General features: G+C 30.4%; 15 protein-coding genes. All 15 read right to left on the bottom strand.

The features are described from left to right. Nucleotides 1-603: 603 nt before the first annotated feature. The 15 genes from DWW96_RS06995 to DWW96_RS06925 all read right to left on the bottom strand — a co-directional run bounded on the left by DWW96_RS06995 (nt 604) and on the right by DWW96_RS06925 (nt 20136). Nucleotides 604-1173 carry a type IV secretory system conjugative DNA transfer family protein gene (locus DWW96_RS06995; protein ID WP_117909924.1) on the bottom strand — a complete coding sequence of 190 codons (570 nt, stop codon included), beginning with the start codon at nt 1171-1173 and terminating at the stop codon, nt 604-606. Then, nucleotides 1173-2288 carry a PcfB family protein gene (locus DWW96_RS06990; RefSeq protein WP_117909923.1) on the bottom strand — a complete coding sequence of 372 codons (1116 nt, stop codon included), beginning with the start codon at nt 2286-2288 and terminating at the stop codon, nt 1173-1175. Before DWW96_RS06990 ends, DWW96_RS06995 begins: the two co-directional genes overlap by 1 nt. A 13-nt stretch (nt 2289-2301) precedes the next feature. Next, complete coding sequence (locus tag DWW96_RS06985) at nt 2302-3363, bottom strand: hypothetical protein (RefSeq protein ID WP_117909922.1); 1062 nt, start codon at nt 3361-3363, stop codon at nt 2302-2304. Between the two features lie 31 nt (nt 3364-3394). Continuing rightward, nucleotides 3395-4837, bottom strand: coding sequence for a relaxase/mobilization nuclease domain-containing protein (locus tag DWW96_RS06980; protein ID WP_243003036.1), 1443 nt, complete (start codon nt 4835-4837; stop codon nt 3395-3397). Further along, the gene (gene mobC / locus DWW96_RS06975; RefSeq protein WP_117909921.1) at nt 4815-5156 is read right to left on the bottom strand and encodes a plasmid mobilization relaxosome protein MobC; all 342 of its coding nucleotides are present in this window, start codon (nt 5154-5156) and stop codon (nt 4815-4817) included. The genes DWW96_RS06980 and mobC overlap by 23 nt, the downstream gene beginning before the upstream one ends. A 375-nt stretch (nt 5157-5531) precedes the next feature. Beyond that, nucleotides 5532-6500: a DUF3991 and TOPRIM domain-containing protein gene (locus tag DWW96_RS06970; RefSeq protein WP_117909920.1), complete on the bottom strand. Its 969-nt coding sequence runs from the start codon at nt 6498-6500 to the stop codon at nt 5532-5534. 1 nt (nt 6501) lies between these two features. Beyond that, nucleotides 6502-7053, bottom strand: coding sequence for a JAB domain-containing protein (locus DWW96_RS06965; protein ID WP_117909919.1), 552 nt, complete (start codon nt 7051-7053; stop codon nt 6502-6504). A gap of 111 nt (nt 7054-7164) precedes the next feature. Next, nucleotides 7165-8205, bottom strand: a complete 1041-nt coding sequence (locus tag DWW96_RS06960; protein WP_117909918.1) for a DUF5688 family protein — start codon at nt 8203-8205, stop codon at nt 7165-7167. A gap of 118 nt (nt 8206-8323) precedes the next feature. Further along, complete coding sequence (locus tag DWW96_RS06955; RefSeq protein WP_117909917.1) at nt 8324-12421, bottom strand: hypothetical protein; 4098 nt, start codon at nt 12419-12421, stop codon at nt 8324-8326. Between the two features lie 88 nt (nt 12422-12509). Continuing rightward, complete coding sequence (locus DWW96_RS06950; RefSeq protein ID WP_117909916.1) at nt 12510-13223, bottom strand: class B sortase; 714 nt, start codon at nt 13221-13223, stop codon at nt 12510-12512. Next, a complete protein-coding gene (locus tag DWW96_RS06945; RefSeq protein ID WP_117909915.1) occupies nt 13213-17409 on the bottom strand; it encodes a SpaA isopeptide-forming pilin-related protein in 4197 nt (1398 codons plus the stop codon). The genes DWW96_RS06950 and DWW96_RS06945 overlap by 11 nt, the downstream gene beginning before the upstream one ends. Nucleotides 17410-17480: 71 nt before the next feature. Further along, complete coding sequence (locus DWW96_RS06940) at nt 17481-18440, bottom strand: CAP domain-containing protein (protein ID WP_117909914.1); 960 nt, start codon at nt 18438-18440, stop codon at nt 17481-17483. Nucleotides 18441-18605: 165 nt separating this feature from the next. Then, complete coding sequence (locus tag DWW96_RS06935; protein WP_117909913.1) at nt 18606-18785, bottom strand: hypothetical protein; 180 nt, start codon at nt 18783-18785, stop codon at nt 18606-18608. Nucleotides 18786-18792: 7 nt separating this feature from the next. Continuing rightward, a complete protein-coding gene (locus DWW96_RS06930) occupies nt 18793-19206 on the bottom strand; it encodes a hypothetical protein (RefSeq protein ID WP_117909912.1) in 414 nt (137 codons plus the stop codon). Then, nucleotides 19207-20136: a ParM/StbA family protein gene (locus DWW96_RS06925; RefSeq protein WP_117909911.1), complete on the bottom strand. Its 930-nt coding sequence runs from the start codon at nt 20134-20136 to the stop codon at nt 19207-19209. Between the last annotated feature and the right edge of the window lie 3 nt (nt 20137-20139).

Raw genomic sequence — 20139 nt, 5'->3', positions numbered from 1 at the left:
GTATGACTAGAGGTCTTCCCTCCACCGCTTATTATCACGGTTTCTTCGGTACTATACCTCCGCTTTCACTGACATAATCTCACTTATATCACTATTGTGATTTTCCCGTTTGATACGTTTCGTAGAAAGTAGATTCTCCACGCTGTCAGCTTCCAACGTTCCAAACACACTATCTTTACATCTATCCTTAGGTTCCTTCTATGAGCCTGTTACCTTGACACTACCTGTAACAATGTATGGACTTTCATAAAGGCGGAGTCTTACTCGCCCACAGTAACGACACTATTTGTGCCACTATGCATTTCTACATAGTCCCGATATAGACCCGTACATTCGAAGTTTCGTCAGAAGAGCTTAACTCTCTTCATTCTCACCATAGATAGTTTATAGACCCCCGGCATATAGGATACACATCTCACCTCTGAAATGCTTTCGACATCTAATCTGTTTCGGTATCTCTCTGCCGACTTCACCGAGCTTCTTACACTTTAGTTTCTACTAACTTAGGTGCAAGTCGGAGGATTAGGGTTGCCTTTCAGGACGTTACCCCATCATTCGACATATCGTGTGTTTAGTTCTCCGATTTACTACTATTTTTTTTATTCAATTATTAGTTGCAATCGTGCCATAGCTTTTCACTATGGAACGTTTCGCACCTCCTTTGGGATCGGTCAATATAAATGAACAATCATCCGGCATCTGCATAAGATTAGGTTTTACCTCGTAAAAAGTCTTGCCTGCTCCTGAACCTCCAATAATAAGGATATTATTATTAAGTTTCGTCATCCTTGTATTAAGACTCATTCTAACATTCTGACTTAAAATTCTGTTTCTATGTTCATTCTTATCTCTTAGCCTATTGTTCACCTTTGATATGTCTGCAAATTGTGCAGTACCATACTCTTTACCGGGCATCATATTTCTTTTACTTGTGTAGTACAGCGTTAATGCTACTGCATATATTAACAAAGCACTTAAAACAGCTTTTACTGTTGTATATCCTTTATAATAATTATTAAATGGCTGTGCTAAAATCTGATTTAATTTATTAATAAAATCATTTATATTTATCCCCGTTGTCCATGCACCATTTACCAGATATCCCGCATAAGCCGCAAACACTGCTCCAACAATAACGATAATGATGGAAGGGCTTTTCTTCTTGTAAATCATTATCGTTTTCCCTTTCCAATTTCTTCTGTTTTATTTGTTATCTTCTGCTTTGGAGACATCTTTTCATATCTTTTTCTTACAGCAACTCCTACACTATCATAGTGTCCTTCATATAATTCACTGCCCTTTATCATCTGAACGACTTTATTATTTTTGTCGTATAGCTTATATTCCTTTTCCATATCAAGAAATGTAAGCATTGTCTTTCCGTTATGTATTTCCATTATATTTTCTTTTTTTATCCACACATAACGTACTTTTTCTCCCCATGTGCCGGGAACTCTTGTTTTAACTGCCCTAGAATTTTCTTCTTTTATCAATATCTTTGATACTGTGATATCCTCAAGATTTCTGTTCTTTGACATTGATACTGCCCTAATTCGTTCAACTATGTTTCTGTAGCTGTTAATTCTTTTTGTCAGTGTCTCCTTGTTCATAATGACATCATATTTATTTTCTATTTCTGATTTTTCCAATGCCCCCATTGTAACAAGTTTTCCTATTATTTCTTTCGCTGTATTCTTTTCTATGTGAAATTTTTCCTCTATGGAATCAGCGCTTATGCTTTTATTATCAACAGCATATAGTCCTACTTTTTCAATTAGCCCCTGCATTATTTCTCCTGTTTTTTCTGCCTCCTGTGAATGAAACCTTTCATTTCCGTCTTTCTGTTTTTGAAAGTAGTCAATGAGTTTGTTTTTTCCATCATTGTCACTTTTCTTTACATAGTCATCAAATGTACTTATCTGACACGATTTCAATTTTTGTAACATTACATTAATTCTTGGTGTTGCCTCCGAATGAAATATAATCTCTGTTTGTCCCTTGTTTATATTTGGCATCATCGAATAAAGTATTCCGTATTTTTTTGCAAGTCGTTTAACTTTTCGCATTTCAGAATTACTAAACTCAAGTACCTGAAGGTCTCCACCTCTCATAAGCAGTTTTCTCATAGATGTTCTTCCAAGATTTTTTTCATAATCAAGCATCCCCTTTAGAACAGCCAATACTTTTTTCATTGCTTCAATACCATCACTTCCAACTTTCATTGCAATCTCTATACCGTCATAGGCAACTCTGATTATCTGCACTGCCTCTGCCAATTCATCTGCCATTATCTCCTCCTTTCTATCCATTCATACTATTTTCAAGTTCTGCAATCTCTATTATTTCCTTCATTCTTTCTGCTGAAATCCTACCATTAATGATTTCTTCCAATTGACTTTCTGTAAGTCCCTTCTCTATTGCACTTTTTATTTGAATGAGCTGATTTTTGTCCAATTCACCTTCAATTACAAGCTTTACCAAATTTCTTCTACTCTTTGTTTTTATCGCTAATTTTGTAAAAATACTTATTGCTCCACGACTATTTACTGGCGTTTTTCTTTCAATGCTGTTACTGTCTATTCTTATATGTCGATTCAAATTATCTACTTCTGATGATTCTTTCTTTGAAAATTCAATAACTTCTGTGTCTGATTTCTTTTTTTTACTATATTTTTCTTCTAATTCACTTATTTTTTCTCTTAACTTTTTATTTTCTTTTCTAAGAACCTCTCTTTCTCTGCTATTTTCTGTTGCCTGCGAATATGCTTTATTTATTTCATCTTGCTTTTCAGATAGTAAAACATCTTTTTCCTGATTTTCTTTTAGTATCCTATCGAAATCCTGCTGCCCTTCATTGTTATCTAATAAAGTTCTCAACACATCTTCAACTTCAGTAAATCTTTTATCCGCATTTGATAAATTTACATTCATTTGCTCCAAATATTTTATAATTTTTGTTACATATTCAGGTTCCCTATCGTGTTCAAACTTATTTCCTTCAGCAAGACTATCTTCATAGAGCTTTTTCATCGTTACTGCCTTTTCGCCACTTTGAGTAATTTTTTTCACTGCTTCTATTGGTACACCCTTTTCATAAAATTCCAATGCCATTTCCATCTGTGAAATACTAAGTCCGTCAGCTACAATTACCTTAATAACCTCATCATCATAATTGTTTCTCAAGCATTTTGAACATATTTTCATATGAGCAAAATCCATATTTTTATCGGCATATCTTGCTATCTGTTCTCTTGTAAGCCCATAATCTGCATCATCACTTATCAGCTCTAACACCTCTTTACTTACTCCTCTGTTTCTAAAACCTTGTATAATCATATTTTTGTCTCTAGTGTCACTGCCCAATTTTAACCTCCTGTTAAAATAAAAAAACAGCCTATTTTTTCGGCTGTCTATCTCTATTATCTATTCCTCTTTCTTCTTTTTTGTCCTCCACTTGTCTTATTGGTTTTTCATTTTCTTCCTTTATTAAATTATCTGCAATTCTTAATTCCTTTCTTACATCCTTTAATTTGTTTCTTAACTTTACATATTGACTTTTATAATATTCTTTTAAATTTATTACTTCTTCAACCGTGTATCCCTGACTGCTAATTTCCGATATAAGCTGCGTATATTTTTCATGTTCTTCCTTGAAAAATTCATCTCCTCTTACATAACAGTTTTCACTTTCTGCTAATTCCTTTATCACATCTACAGTCTCAAACAGATTTTCGGCTGCTTTCTCAGCACGTCTTACTGCACTAATTTTCCTATTTATACTTTTTCTTCTATCATCTAAAACATTTCTTGCTTCAGTCAATTCAGTTATACTCGTAATTCCATATTTCGAAAGCAAACTAAACTGTTCGTGTAGTTTATGCATTTTTCTAATTTCACCACGATATTTCCATGCCTGTGAATACGCTCTTTTTTTCAATTTACCGGTTCTATACAATTTTGCAAAATATTTTTTCTGAATTCCTGTAAGTTTTGCTCTTCGATATCTTTTAAATCTGCAATATATAATCTTAGGCTCGGAATTAACTTTATCGCTTTTATAATCGGCAATGCTTTCGTTAATAATTCTTTTGATAATGTTTTCTCTTGTATATTCATCCCCTATTTTATCAAGCCTAATATACTTCTTCATTCCCGGCATTAATACTGCCATATATTTTCCCTGCTTAATTTTGTATCCCTTCTCTTTAAGCATTTCTAAAAAAATATCATATGTTGAAGCTTGAAGAATACATGAATCAACATCTCTTATTACCATGTCTTTCCAAACAAATTTACCATCACGATATGTATTCCATTCTTTGTACCTTTCATCTTTCTCTTTTTTGTCATAATTTATATCTATTGTCGAAAGACCATATTCCTTACAAAGACTATTTGTAAGTGGCTGAATATATTTTGCCCAATCACCTTTTTCGTAACGATACTTTTTTCCATTCTTTATATTTACGCTATTGAATATAATGTGCCCATGCTTATGTTTGGTATTATTATGAACTGAAAATATAACTTCGTAATCATCCCCAATATACTCTTTTGCAAATCTTTCTGTTATTTTAAAAGCAGTGTCATCATCTATGTTGTTTTCTTCAAAAGATATAATAAAATGATAAGCTTGTCTTTTATCTATTTTGCCAAATTTAACCTTGGTATTTTTCATTTTGTCATATGCAAAATCCGGCTGACAATTAATCCCTCCTACAAGTCTTCCTCCATCTGTTTTTTCTTCATTTTTTATGTAATCAATCGCAGCTTTTAAATGTTTCCCATGATAACCATTTCCACAATCACCTATATTAATAACCTTCGTAACTGCCAATACATTTCTCCACTTCTCTTGTAGACATTATAAGTTTTCTCATATATGCTCTTAGGCTTTCCATATCATTACGGCTATAAAATCCAGCATTATTTTTTCTTGCAATCTGATTAATATTGTTTCCGACATGATTTACTTCATTAATAAGATTTGACAGCATAATTCTTATTTCTGGATAATCAGAAGGTTTATTATTTAGTAACAGACGTATGTATTCTGATTCTGTCATATTGAATTCTTTAGCAAGTTTTCTCAATTTTGCTGCTTCCGTTTCCGTAAATCTGAAATGTTTAACTACTCTATGTCTTCCATTTTCCATTTATACCACCCTCTCTTTATCGTAATCCATTATTTAAATATCACACTTTGTCATAAAGTCTAATTATGATTTTCCTTATCCGTATCCTTTAAGAATTTCCCAGTTATGGCTTATATAACAACCTGTCGTTCGCAAGATACGCATTTTGTGATACAAATGCCATTTCTTGTTAGGGGAACATCCCCTAATACCCCTGTTTTTTACAAATGTTATATATTTACATAGAAATATATTGGAAATTAAAAATCCCCTCAACTTTTTTACCTGACTTCTCACATTTTTCTGTGAGTATTTACATTAATGTTTTTTCCCTTTTATTTATTCCATGATATTTTTTCCTGTACTTTTTATAATTTACTCAAAATTTCCCAATAACTACCTGTACTTTTCCATGGTAATTGTCTTTTTACTTCTTAAGCTCTTAATCCAATCATTATAATCTTTATATTCCTTTGGCGGTGGTAAATCTATAACCTTATATCCTCTGCTTTCATATTTATCCTTCAATACAGATGATGCCACTCTTCCCGGTCCATCATTATCAAGACATAATCTAATTATTCTTATATTTTGATTTTCTTTTAGAAAAGTTTCTAATGGTGCATCTGCAATCATTCCAAGTGCCAATTTATTAGTCTTATAATCATCATAAATATCGCAATAACTTAGCAAATCAATTGCTCCCTCAAACACTTCTAATTCATCGGATTTATCATTTACAAAATTAAAGCCATAGTTTTTATCGTTACCTTTTACATCACACTTGAAAACATAACCGTTCTTATCAAAAACTCCTCTCATACTAGCAAACCTTGTTATTCCATTTTCATCCTTTCCCTTAAAGACTATATTATGATACCCTTTAGATTCATAAATCAGATTTTTGTCCACAAAGAAATCTATACATTTTTTACTTATTTTTCTTTTGCTTTGCAAATATGAATATAAAAAATTATTGTTTTCTGACTGTTGTGGAAGTACAAATTTTATATTATTTTTTTCTGGAGCAATCTTTTTCACGCTATGTTTTAATGTTAAATCTGTACTATAACTTTCCGTTCTTTTGTATCCTGCAAAGTCAAGCAGCCAAAATACTGCTTCCTTAATATCCATTCCTGCAAATACTCTTAAAAAATCTATCTGTGAACCTCCATTACTTCCTTTTTCATTCTGCCTTGACCAACGATACCAATTAGTTTTGCCATATATTCGTATTGAATCCATCTCTTTTAAAGTATGATACTTTCCTATCTTTTTCACCGTATATCCGAGTGATGAAGCCACCTCACATAAATCAACAGATTTTGCAAGTTCTAATTCTTTTTTAGTAAAGCTATCTTCCATTTTATCTCCTAGTTCTCTCTTTTTCAGCAACTAAAGTGCTTTCATTTCCGTAAAATTTAAGATTATTATAATCCTGCTCATATCTTTCCCTTTTATGAAACATAAGCCCTTTTTCTCTCATACTGAAATATTCTATATTATTTCCTCCCACAATTATATGATCAAGTAGAGGGATTCCCATTAAATCCGTCAACTGAATAAGCCTGTCTGTTATTTCAATATCCTCTTTTGATGGATTTAACGAGCCCGAAGGATGATTGTGTATTAGTAACATATTTGCAGCATTTGAAAGAATACTTGTTTTAAATATTTCTCTTGGACTCACAAGCGATTGATTAAGCGAACCTACACTTGCCATAGTGCAGTTGATTGGCGTATTATCACTTTTCAAATTGACTACACACAAAACCTCTCTATCCATTTCGCATAAATATTTCCCAATAAGCCATGTTGCAATCTCTGGAGTTGTGATCTTCACATCAGAAAAGATTGGAGCTTCTTTTACCAGCTTTACTGACACAACATCCAGTTTAAAGTCGTTATTCATCTCCATCTTTTTCATCCTTCCATTCCAATATAAAAATAAATTCTTCTTTTTCTGAATTTATAATTTTCACCATATCTTCCATTGTTCCAATTTCTTCTTTTTTCTCCATTACAACACCTATAATGTTTTTCCTGTTCTATCATAACTTAACGGCTCTGCTACTATATTGTCATCAAGGCTTTTGTTTGGTGCATCAGATGCTACGGTCAATTCCTTTTTGTTTTTGTCATAATGATACACTTCATTGGAAAGTCTGTCTTCTATTAATACCTCATTCATATTTACTTCATTTACCATCTCCTGAAGTTCATTTACATCCTTTCCTATTGATGATATTGCAATTATTTCATGCGTTGATGAAGGAATAATATAAATGTCAGAGTCAAATTTTTTTGACAATTCATCAAGATTTTCAGGAAATAAAAGTTCCGATGCTCCATTAAATTTTTCAGAGTTTGTCATAACATACAAATCCATACCTTTTGAACTTCCCTTTACTTCATCAATCACACTCATTGTTTCTTCCCTACTTACAATATCTTGAGCTTCTCCCATTTCTTTTAAGATTATTTCACAAATAATCTCATCCATTGGTCTAATACTTACCGGTAGTAATTTAGGTGTATTTGCCATTGCCTGTTCATAAAGCTGTGCTTCATTCATTCCCATTGTTTCTGCTAAATCATTGGTTACAACTATTGAACTTGTTCCATTTTTATCAGTATTTATTAAACATCTATATACTACTGAAAGATCTAAAAACTCTCTATGTGGAACACCTTTTAAATAATTTTCATTCTGAGCTGTGTTTACTAACGTTACAATTAATTTCTCTTTTAACTTATCCATATCTAGCTTTTCGTCTTTCATTATTTCCGGCATTTTGTTATATCCTTCTGTTATCATATCTGCTGCATCTCTAATAATTTCTCCCATACTTTCTCCCTGCTTATACATTTCATAAAGACTATCTATGTATATAGTCGGTGAACCACTTATGCCCTTATTCTTCTCAGCAGAAACAACATTAATTGCGTCCCTGTCACAATTTACCTTGTGAACTTTTCTTTCTACTACCTTGTAATTTTTAAATTCACTAGGCATATACTCTTTTATTTTTTTCTTTAATACTTCTTTAAATATTTCGTAATTCATCATTTTAAATTCCTCCTAAAATCAAAAAAGAAGATGTAGTCATAAGGCTATCATCTTCCTTCTTCTTTGTTTTCTATTATCAACATATATCCAAATCTTTTATTCGTAATATATATGTTAATTAACACACTAAAAACTCCACTATATTAAGCAATGTTTCAAAAGCTTTCATACACACATCTCTCTTATCCATAAATGAATAAATTTTAATTAACTCACTAAAGCCATCATGCCCTCCTCCACTTTCAATTAAATACTCAAAAATACTACTTTTAGATTTTGGGTTGTTCAATGCAGCAACAATAAGCATCCAAAAATTACCACTATTACATGAATATATAGTGCTACTTGGATAATGCTTATTTTCTAGTAAACTAATAATTAGGTTTATATTTCCTGTAATTTCTATACATTTTTTTAATAATTGTTCATTAACATTTAAATTGTCAAGAATATACTCTGTCTCCATCTTATTAATAAATGCTCTTAAATCTTTCTCAGATTTTATGCATTTTATAATATTTAACAAATTATTTTCATCATTACAATCTTTTTGAAAATTATTGCTTATATTATTCTCTTTAGATTCTTTTACATCAACTTTCTTATGTCTTATCTCACATAAACTTTCGTAAATGCCATATTCTCTTTTTTCTAATTCTCTATTCCATCCAGCATCCTCCATTCTTTGTATTTCGTCACATGCCCTCTTAAAACCTTTCTCTTGCTGGGCACTAGTATAATAATCACAAGAAGCTATTTCTAAATATGCTGTAATTTTATAATACAAACTATGCCATTCAATTTTTTGATAGTATCTATCAATTATTTCCTCTATATTATTTAAACAATTTTCAATACTATCAATTTTTCTCCCTCTTCTTATTAATTCCATTGCAAATTCATAATGAATTTTATTATAAGTTTCTTTTAAATTCGATATTTTATTATAATAATATTCAGCTAATTCAAAATCATATTCTTGTAGAATTTCCATGGTTTTTCCATGGACATCATTTGAAATATGATAGTTATTCATGATTGATGCTATTAAAATTATTCTATCCAAATATAATTTTATTTGTTTCGTTGAAAGCCAATTTTTATTTAAAATCACTTCCAAACTTTCCAGTAATTTATAGTCTCCTATTGTATCTTTACTTTCATCCATCCTCATCACACCATTACTTAGTCCCTTGAGTAGAAAATCATAACTTTTAATTCCATTATAATCAGCACTAATGAAAGAAAGCATAAAAAGTAAATCACTTGTGCTCATATAGTCTACGTCCTTGTATATATATGAATGATTCAATTTATTAACTAACGATGTATTTACTGCTTTTAAAAATCTGTTACGATTATATCTTTTCATCGTTTGATATACTACCAGCACTCCTCCATTTAATAATATTTCACTGATATACTCTATTGTACTTTTGACTAACTTGTCACTTTTGCATAGTGATAAAGCTTTTCCCAATAAAATTCGAATATAATAAACTGATTCCAAACTACCGTTTATATCTTCTTTTATATTGCTAACAAACTTTGTAATCGTGCATTTTTCTCGCAATAATTCGCAATATTTTTCATAAGCATAAACATATCTATTAACTGACACATCTAACTTTTGCATATCTATTTCCGTCTTAAATAACATAATAACAAATCCTACTACATCATAATATTTTTTCCAAAACATTGAATGTGCTCTAAAAGGATTACATCTTAAATACTCTATGACAATACTTTCTTCATTTTCTGTTATTGTTTCTCCTAAAAATTTTTTCAGTGAAATACAAATTATTCCCCTTATTCCCCCTTCTTTAATTTCTTCTCTAAGAATAGTTTTCAATTCATTTATTACACGATTATTCTGTACAATTATATTTAAACATTCTGCATTCACTGCAGCAAGTGCAAAAATACTTAATTGACTCACATCCATATTCTTTATAAGTTGTTCACATTTTTCAGGATAATATCGTATTAAGTTATAATACAACGAATTTAACACTAAATAATCAATTCTAAGATGTCCATCCAATAAATCATCTATTTTTTCTTCCATACTTATTTGATAACTGTTATTTATGATTTGATCCGTATTATCATAAATGACAAATTCTATGTACAAGATACAGCGCCAAAATAGATAATTTTCTTTGTAATTTATTGAATAAAAGTAATATTCATTATCTCTACATGTTTTTTTAATCTTTTCATATTGAGGCAATAATTCTAACACCAATTTTTCTTTTCCTTCTTTATGTAATAACACAATTAGCAAAACAAAATTAATGTAATATTGCTTTAAATCATCTTTTAAGTTCAAATTTTCATTTTCAGACAATATTTTTATGATTTTTTCAGGAATTTCATTGAAAAATTTTTCCAAAGGTAATGCTCTGTCATGTATTGCTTTCTGTAAAATATCTATCGGTAGTGCTGATATTGAATATATTATCTGTCTAGACCAATAATAAAATGTATTATCCACCCCCCATGCTTTATCCTTACCCAAATACACATTAAACATCCCAACTTCAAACGCTAAAGAAATATCTTTATTTCGTATAGCTTTTTCTTTAAAGTATGGAATAAGCATATCTTCAAATAAATCTTTATTAATAATAATATCACTTTTTCTAAGATATCTTATATCTTTCTGTACCCTTTCTTCTACATCCAACAATGTAAAATACTCTAAAAAACGTCTATGTTGATATGAAAATACTCTTGTATTTTCTGTTATAGCAACATCAAAAAATACATCCGCCAAAAAAGAAACTATTTCATTTATTGATGTATAATCACACTTCTGATAAATGTTACCCACTATCTCTTGAATTTCTGCATTTGTGATAGAAAATTTTTTGTTTTCCATTAAATATAATGCTAACCTTTTATTTATATTAATAATACTTTCTGCTTTAGGATTTGGTAAATTCAACTTTTCTAAATATTTTCTATAATGAATATCGTTTAATACTGTGGATATGTTTATTTTCATTAAATCTGTAAAAACACTTTCAGAATTAATGTCATCTATATATTTCCATAAAAGAGATAGTGTTAAGATATCCTTAATATTTTCTTCCCAGAATTCTTTTTCTTTACAGTATTCATTAAATTTATTAATCTTTTTTATATCTCCTTTTTTATCAAAATAATCATGTATTTGTTCATTAGTCAAATCTACAATTGTATATTCTTCTATTTCTTTAAATGTTGCCTTTAATCTAAACTTATTGTTACTTGAAAGTCTAGATGATATTACAATTTTCTTAGTTTCATCCTTTTCTAATAGTTGCTCAATGTGTAGTAATGTAGAATCTACATTCTCTTTAGGTATTTCATCAAATCCATCCAATAAATAGATAAATTTGTTATTAGAACAGTCTGCATAATATATATTTTTGTAAGAGGAAATCACCTCTTCCAACGAATCAAGTAATGTATTGTTTAAATTAATAAATATACATATTGCCCCCAAATTCTCTATTTTTCTTATTTGTTCTGTCTTATTTTTTTCATCAAATGCACCATATATATTTAATATTTTTCTCATACATACACTTTTCCCTGTTCCTGCTGCTCCTGTGAAAAGATGTAATTTGTTGTTAGATTCTAATATTCTTCTACAATATTCTGTAATTGTTATAATAGAGTTTTCATTTTGCAAATTTAACTCCATATATTCCATTGATGAAAGCAATGTATTAATTCTCAGGTTTTTACTATCTGATAGCATATTTAAAATATCTATTTTTCCAAAATAAAATTCTGCTAAATCCAGATTTTCTGGTTGATTTAATATAACTTTAAACTGTTCTTGTGTAAACCATTCAATCTCTACTTTTTTTTCTTTACAAATTTTTTGTATGTTTTTAGCACTTTCACAAGATATCTTTGCTGGTAAATTTAAGTAAATAGTTATATGTTTTAGATTTGGATAATTATCACACGCTCTTTTAACCGAATCATAAATATCATTATAGTTTACTTTTTTTAAAAAAAATTTGGATTGAAATCCACAATATTCTCCATTTAAATTTTTAACTGGTTCCGTTTCCAATCCTACTTGATTAAAATCCGTCACAATCCCCTCTTTTAATTTATGTCTTCTGCAAAATAAAAAGTAACACATACTTTCAAATGATTCCGTAACATTTTGATTTTTTATTTCAAACACTTTCCAATTTATATCTATCATATTATTTCCTTCCAACGTATATTACATATTATAAATGTTCACAGCAAACAGTCTATTCTATTATAATACTATAAAATGAACCCTTTATCTACACACTAACAGCAAACACAACAAACCTATAATCCTTTCCTCTTTCATTATCACATGTAGAAAGTGTTATAATTTTATCTCCATATTGGGGCGTAATTCCAACATCATAGAAACTATATTTTTTTACTTTATTTATAAACTCATCATAATCAAGTTTATCCTGTGCCATAACAAATTTCCAATATGGAAATGCTTTCTTATTCACACTAATAACAGAAAATATTTTATATTTCTTTTTTCTATCTGTTGTAAAATAAACATTTCTATGTTTCTTGAAAAAATTTTCCTCTCGATATTTTGTTAATTCTCCAAACATTTTTGTTCCATTTATGTTATGACCATATATGATTAAATTATCTGACTTTTCTAAATTACAATAAGCTGACAGATATGGTGTCCCATAAAAACTATAATTCCTATTAATATCATGATTAAGATAGAAATCCGGCTCATCTGTTGTTTGTAATACTGGATAACTTATTGTTGTATTAGGTATTTCAATATACCCTACAATGTCTTTGTTTTTTTTCTTCAAGTTATAGAGTATTTTTTCTTCTGAGCTTTTTTCAACATTTTCCCTTATATCATTAAATCTCTTCTCTTCATCATAATCCTCTTTATATTTAATTGTAGCCACTACAGCTATTAAAACTGTAGCTACTACAACTAATGCAGAAATACTTGTCCTAAGAAATTTCTTTTTATTCTTCATCTTGTTTCTTTCTATATCTATTTTTTACATTTAGACATTTTGCCAACACACCTGTTCCAAATAATAATGCCAGCACATATAAATATATACTTTTATTATGACCTGTCTGTGGTGTATCCGGCACTTCTGGAATACATTCATCCACAACCTTAATTTTCTGTATTTTACCCGTATCCTTAACTGTAATCTTTACATTCTTTGCTTTTTTATAATGTTCAGGTGCCTGCTGTTCAACAAACGTATAGGTTTCCCCTGCACATAAAATGCCATTAAGTACAGTTTCCTTTTTCTTTGTTGTAAATTCACATACTTTCTTTCCCTTACTGTCTAATACCTTATACTTTGCTCCCGGTAATAACTTTTTAGTATCAGATGCTATCTTTGAAAACTGAATTTTTATGGTATCATCTTTCATAGATACTTGCTGAATATTTCCCGTGTCAGAAATTTTAAATTCGACACTTTCAGCAGTTGCGAAGCCACTTGCCGGTCTTTTTTCTGTAAACATATATGTCTTTCCTACTACATATTTCCCTTCAACTATATGCTTATCTTTACTTGAAATCCATTTATCCATTACCTGTCCTGTCTCTTTATCTGTTACTTCAAGTTCACATCCCGGAATTTCCTTTTCTCCTGTGATTTCTGTCTTTGAAAATTCAATTTTTGTTGTATCATCATACATTACCAGTTTATTTGAAATTGAAGGAACAAATTTTTCATTTTCTTTAATAAAAATCTGTGTTAAATAATCTGCTTTTTCAATCTTCAGTTTTAACATAAATGAAATATCTGTCGCTGAGACAAATCCATCTGCCGGCTTTGTCTCTGTCAAGACGTATTCCTTATCATGCAACAATCCATTTATTTTTATATTTCCGTTTTCATTCATCTTAGCTTCAAAGTTAAAATATCCCATTTCTTCTAACTTTTCATTTACAATAATTGAATCTTTATCTCCTGTTATCCAACTTACAATTTCATTTCCATTTTCATCTGAAATCTTAAGATGACAATTTGGAATTTCTACACTACTGGCAATCATCAATTTATCAACTTCAACCTCTGTCTGTTCATTAACAACTTTTGCTTCTGCTGTTACTATTGGTGTTTCCTGATTTTTATATTCAAGATGAACAAATATAGGTTCTTCTGAAATATAGTAACTGTCCGAAATATTTTCTTCTAAGAAATAGTAATCACCTGAATTAATAGGTAAATCTTTATCTCCATATCCTTCTCCCATTACCGGAACAGAAAATGGTATAATTGCTTTTCCGTCTTTATCTGTCTTTACTTCTGTAATCTTAGAGCCTGCCTTAAGAATCACATTACCATCTTTATCATAAATATTGTCTTTTGTATAAAATCCAAAAGTTGTATCTGGAACAGGTTTAGATGTCCTTGCATCTTTTTTTGTAACCCTGACTTCTGTTGATACCAACTCATTCCTAATATCTAAAACATCATCTTGTGTGTTATCTGAAATATCAGAAACATATTCCTCATCCTGACTGTTCCACACAAATTTTAAATTCCATGAATTAGTACTTGGTAATACGTGACCGTATGTTGTCTTTACTTCCTTTATTTCATATTCTCCAAGAGGGACATCCAACGTTACCGCTCCGTCTTCTTCTAACTTTGCTTTGCATATTCCATTACAATCTGACGTAAACTCTGCACCTGAACCAGTTGTAATGGTCGCCACTAACTCACCTGCTTTAAACCATGTTGTATTCTGACCATCCTGTGTTACAATATCCTCTTTCGCATAAAGTTCGAATACCACATCATTAAGCATTACATCTTCATATTTAAATGGATTTTGCTGTAAAGAAACATTCATTGCATTTGTATAAATAAAACTGTCAATATTTGATGTTTTCATAATTGTTTCATATTCAAATCCTTTTAAACCTGGTCCCGTCTTTTTAATTGTAAACTTTCCATATGTTTCATCATTGTAGTATTCATACTCTGCATATAGATACTCATTTCCATCCTTATCTGTCACTGTTTTATAAGATTTATTTGTAATTTCAATGTTAATAAATGACTTGTTGTTCTTAAATCCTTCCGGTCCCTGTACCTCGTAAACTCGATATTTACCAGCCTTTAATTTTTCATAGGTAATTATTTCTCCTGTATCATCTGAAATAAATCTGTCCACTGTAACAATTTTGTTTCCATTATTATATGACTGTTTTACAATCGTTTCTGTTCCATCATCATTCACTTTATAAATCTGATATGTTGTGTTTGGTTTTAATACTGTCTTTTTAGTCTGGGCATCCTTTTTAACAATTTTTAAATATGCTGTAAATTCAGGATTATTTAAAAGATACTTATATGTCTTTCCCTGCTCTTTTATATCAACATAAAAATCAGGACAATACTCTGTCTCGTCATCACCACTAATCTGATGAACAATATATGTACCATATGGTAATTCTTTTGTTATTGCATATCCTTCACTATTGGTTTTCAGTAAATCTTTTTCTGTATCCTTTGCCTTATCGTATGATCCACTTGATGCAATATAAACCTGAAACTGTGCATTTACCTCTGGTGAAACAATACCTGCATTTCCATTTCCTTTTCCCTTAATTATAGAAACCTTTCCTTTAACAACATCTTCTCCCAATTCTAATTTTGATTTTGCACTATTATATTCAGCCGTATATTCCTGACCATCTTCATGTATTTTATATACTTTATCATTTTTCAAATATCCTACAGGCGGAACAATCTCCTTTAGGTAATAATCACTTCCACATCTTACATAATCTGTTTTGAACTGATTTCTGCTGTCTGTAGTATATTTTTTCAATAATTTTGTACATCCATAATCCTCATACATACCATATACTGCTCCTGCTAGTGTTGCATCTCCCTGAGCCACTTCACCTGTTTCATTGTCCTTTTTGATTGCAATAAGCTTTACCTTTTTATAATTATTTACTACATTAAATTGATATGCCTTCTCGTAAGAACCATATTTTCCAGATGAAGTATCTGGCCATACGCCATTTTCCTTAACCCAGCTCTTATCCGACTGAATTGTAATTGTAACTCCTTTCGCAATACTTCCCTGTGTAATGATGTTTGCATTTCCTGTGTCTAATTCCTTTACAACATATTTATTATTTATTGCTTTCATCTGCTTATCTAAATCTGACTGAATTAATTTTTCTGCACCACTTTTTGATAAATCACTTGCATACTTATATCCCTCATCATCCAATTTATTTTTAATTTCCTTTTTTGCTGAATCCGTCATTTCTTTTAAATCATCAGCTTTACAATAGTAATAATCTTCTGATTGAATTTGATAATCAAATTTATATGTTATTTTTCCATTTGAATCTGTCAAAGCTTCAATTTCAAATCTACTTTGATCTTCGTCAACATCACCACTTTCTGCATCACCCCAGCCATTAAATTTAAAGGAATATAATTCTTTAACATTTTTTGCTGTTAATAAGAATTTTACTTTTGGTAATGCTTTATTATCTTCATCTTTCTTTGTTAATGTTATACGTTGTCTGTATCTTAACGTATCATTTAATGGGTAGTATTTATAGTCTTCTTCCTCGTCAGTTGAATTTATTTCCATAAGCACCTGTCTTGAATAAGCAGATGATGTCCACTTTGAAATAGAACATATAACAGTATGATCTATATTAAAAATCTGATTGTATATTTCATTTACTGTTTTATCATTATAATATCCGGTATTATTTCTTACCTGTTTAATCACATCTTTAAGCTGACTTTCACTTGTTCTTCCTTCTTCTGCACTCCATATGAGACATTGAGCATACACCCATGCTTTATTTGCCTTCTTTTTTACATATGCATACCAATATCCTGTTTTTGCCTCAACTGATATTTTTTTGTTTGAATTATCGCTTGAAATTTCGTCATTTGATGATACATATACATCTCCTGTATGACAAGCTTTTCCTAAATCCTGGCAAAAAACTGGTTTACCGTTTACCATTGTTTTAAGCCATGTGCCACTTTCACTTTTTTCACCAATATTAACTGTTCCAAGCCGACCTATATTTACTAAAGATGCCTTACCTGTTGCAGCCTGTACCTTTTTTGTCGATTGTGGCAACACAGTTATCGACATAACTATTGCTAGCATCATTGCCACAATTCTCTTTATTTTATTCATTAACTGAAACTCTCCTTTCCAAAAGAAAAAGACCGCCAAAACTGACGATCTTTTACCATTCATATATTTTACTATCTATCTAAAATTTGCAATGCAGACTCCAGACTTTCCATGTTATTATTCAAAACAATTTCATCTACATCTACCATACTAAAAATTGCAACCCATCTTCCCTCATAAGAAGCCATTGCTCCGTAACGATAGTCTGAATGTATCATATTATGATAATGTCCCGGACTGTTCTTCCATGAAGTCATCGCCTGTTTAGGTGAAGTACTTCCTCCAAAAATATTTTCACCACTAACAATTGTCAGTCCATATTCCTTTGTACCAACCTTACCTCGTAACATCCATTTGTCATAATTATACTTGTCTTTTAATACTTTTTGAGCAGTTGAATCCAACTTATTGTGTGAGAAATCATTCACTATTTCCTTTGCTCTTGACTTACATATTTCATACAACACTTCAGACCATTCTAATTGTTTAACACCCACTTTTTTTCTATATTCATTTTGAAGTGTAAATGCTTGTTGCTCGCAATTTTTGTGGTATCCGTTCAAACCTGAAACATAACATCCCTTTTTTACTAACTTATCATTCTTAGTATAATATAAAAGAGTGTTTTCAGTATATATTAAAGCCTTTGAAAAACGTCCATAGATTGTCTTTCCTTTTTTCTTTTTATATGCTCTGACCTTTAACTTTAATTTTTCTCCTTCACACGTATCAGTTATTTTAAAATAATTATTTTTGGTGGTTAATACTCTATTCCACTTTTTTAAATAGTAATCATATCTATAAACCTGATATCCACTTACTTTCTTTATTTTTTTCCAACTAATTTTACGATAGCATCCATCATAATACTTTTTCTTTGAGTAAAAATATGAACCATCTTTTACTCTATTCTTTTTTATACCTGTAACCTTTTTAATAGTTGCAGCCTGCACTGTAAATGTATTTGCATTCATTTGTGGAATTGTCATTGACAATAATCCTACAATTATAAATAAACCTAATTTCTTCATTTGCCTACCTTTCTCTGTAAGAGTGGCAGGCTATCCGTGTTATACCCCATCCGCTCCTACTGTTGCGAATTTATTCTGTTATAACTCGGGATAAGGTTTTGTTTCATCCCGTATTCTGTTCATTTTGACCTCCTTGATTATACAATAATTTACAAATCATTTCATTTACTTTCTTTTTCCAATTAATAATATAGCAAGAAATATTTTTAATACTATTCCTGTGATACTAACTGCCAAACTACCAACTTCAACTAATAACTGAATTAATGTTATAACAACTCTTGCAATTATTGTAACCACACTTATACCAAACTTTTTTATTCCATATAAAATATTTCCTGCCATATTCCTCCTATTCTCCCCACATTTCTGCAAGTCCCATTACTGTATCATCTGCATTAAATCCATCATTCTTTGATGTATCATTTATGTTTGTTCCCTTTATGAGATTACCTGTAAAAGTTCCAATTACGGACAATATCTGTTTGTTTACCTCAGTTATCATTTCCGCTCTCATACTTTCTTTTACTTCTTGTAACTCCTCTTTTGTTGCAAAACTTTCTTGTCTTTTTTGTTTTCCGCTATTTGTAATCACATCCTCTTCTAAAGCGTTAATATAGAACTCAACAGCATCCACAATAAATTGATTTTGAGATTTATATACTGACTTGTCTAAATCAACCAATATCTGATGCATTCTTATATGATTTGGATTTCTTCTACTTAGTCTTAATGTATGGTAAAATCCATCATCATTTTTAGCCATTTAAATTCCTCCCCTCTGCCTTGATTTTGAAATCATAAATGCTTTTGCCAAATATTCAAACCCTTTTGCATTTGCTTTGACATCCTCTATATAACTAATGTTTTTACTCTCTATTTCTCCATAGTGTTTCATTACCGCTGCACCTCCACCTACAAATGTTATTGGTGTAATATTGAGACTGATGCTAAATTCTCTTAATGTATTAAATACCTTATTTGTAAATTTTCTTATTTCTTCCTCAACTACCTGTGCAAATCTCTCTTCCATATCACACATTCCTGTTTTCATAACATATTCAAGTTCTGATTCATCAATTTCACAATTAAACTTGGCTACACATTCCTTATTAATTGCATGCATGCATGTAATTAACCCCATTGGTCTTGTATCACACTCCGATAACTCTGGTTTCATATTTTTTATTGTCATCAAATCCATTGTCCATGATCCTATATCCACTACAATATGCTTTCTATCATACTGTGGCATTTTATCTGCCACCGCTGCATAACACTGTGGAAATACAGACACCTTAATAATATTTACTCTATATGTTCTATTTTCAAATTTAAACTCCAACTCTCTTTTTTTAGACAGATATTTAATAAAATTATCCTTTTCTGCTCCGAATCTGGTTAACGGAAGTCCTACGGATAAAAAGACATCTGCACTATTCTTTCCTCTTATCTTCAACTCCTTCGCCATAGCTGCAAGCGTAAGAAGATAAAAACTTTCGTCAGTAACCTTGTTATCTTTTACCTCTAATCTTTTTCCTCCGACTGAATAAAATTTTCCTTCATACTGAAGAATATTATCAAATATCCCCGGTTCATTTGCTATTTGATTAACTGCTGTAGAAAAAACTGTATTAACTGTTTTTATATTTGACCATCCATGGTCAATTGCAATTATTTCTAATCTCTTTTCCATCTG

The sequence above is a fragment of the Eubacterium sp. AF17-7 genome, from assembly GCF_003461285.1.
GTDB classification, from domain to species: Bacteria; Bacillota; Clostridia; order Lachnospirales; family Lachnospiraceae; genus Eubacterium_U; species Eubacterium_U album.
Note: the sequence above shows the minus strand (reverse complement) of the source record. Positions and strands in the feature narration are given on the sequence as shown.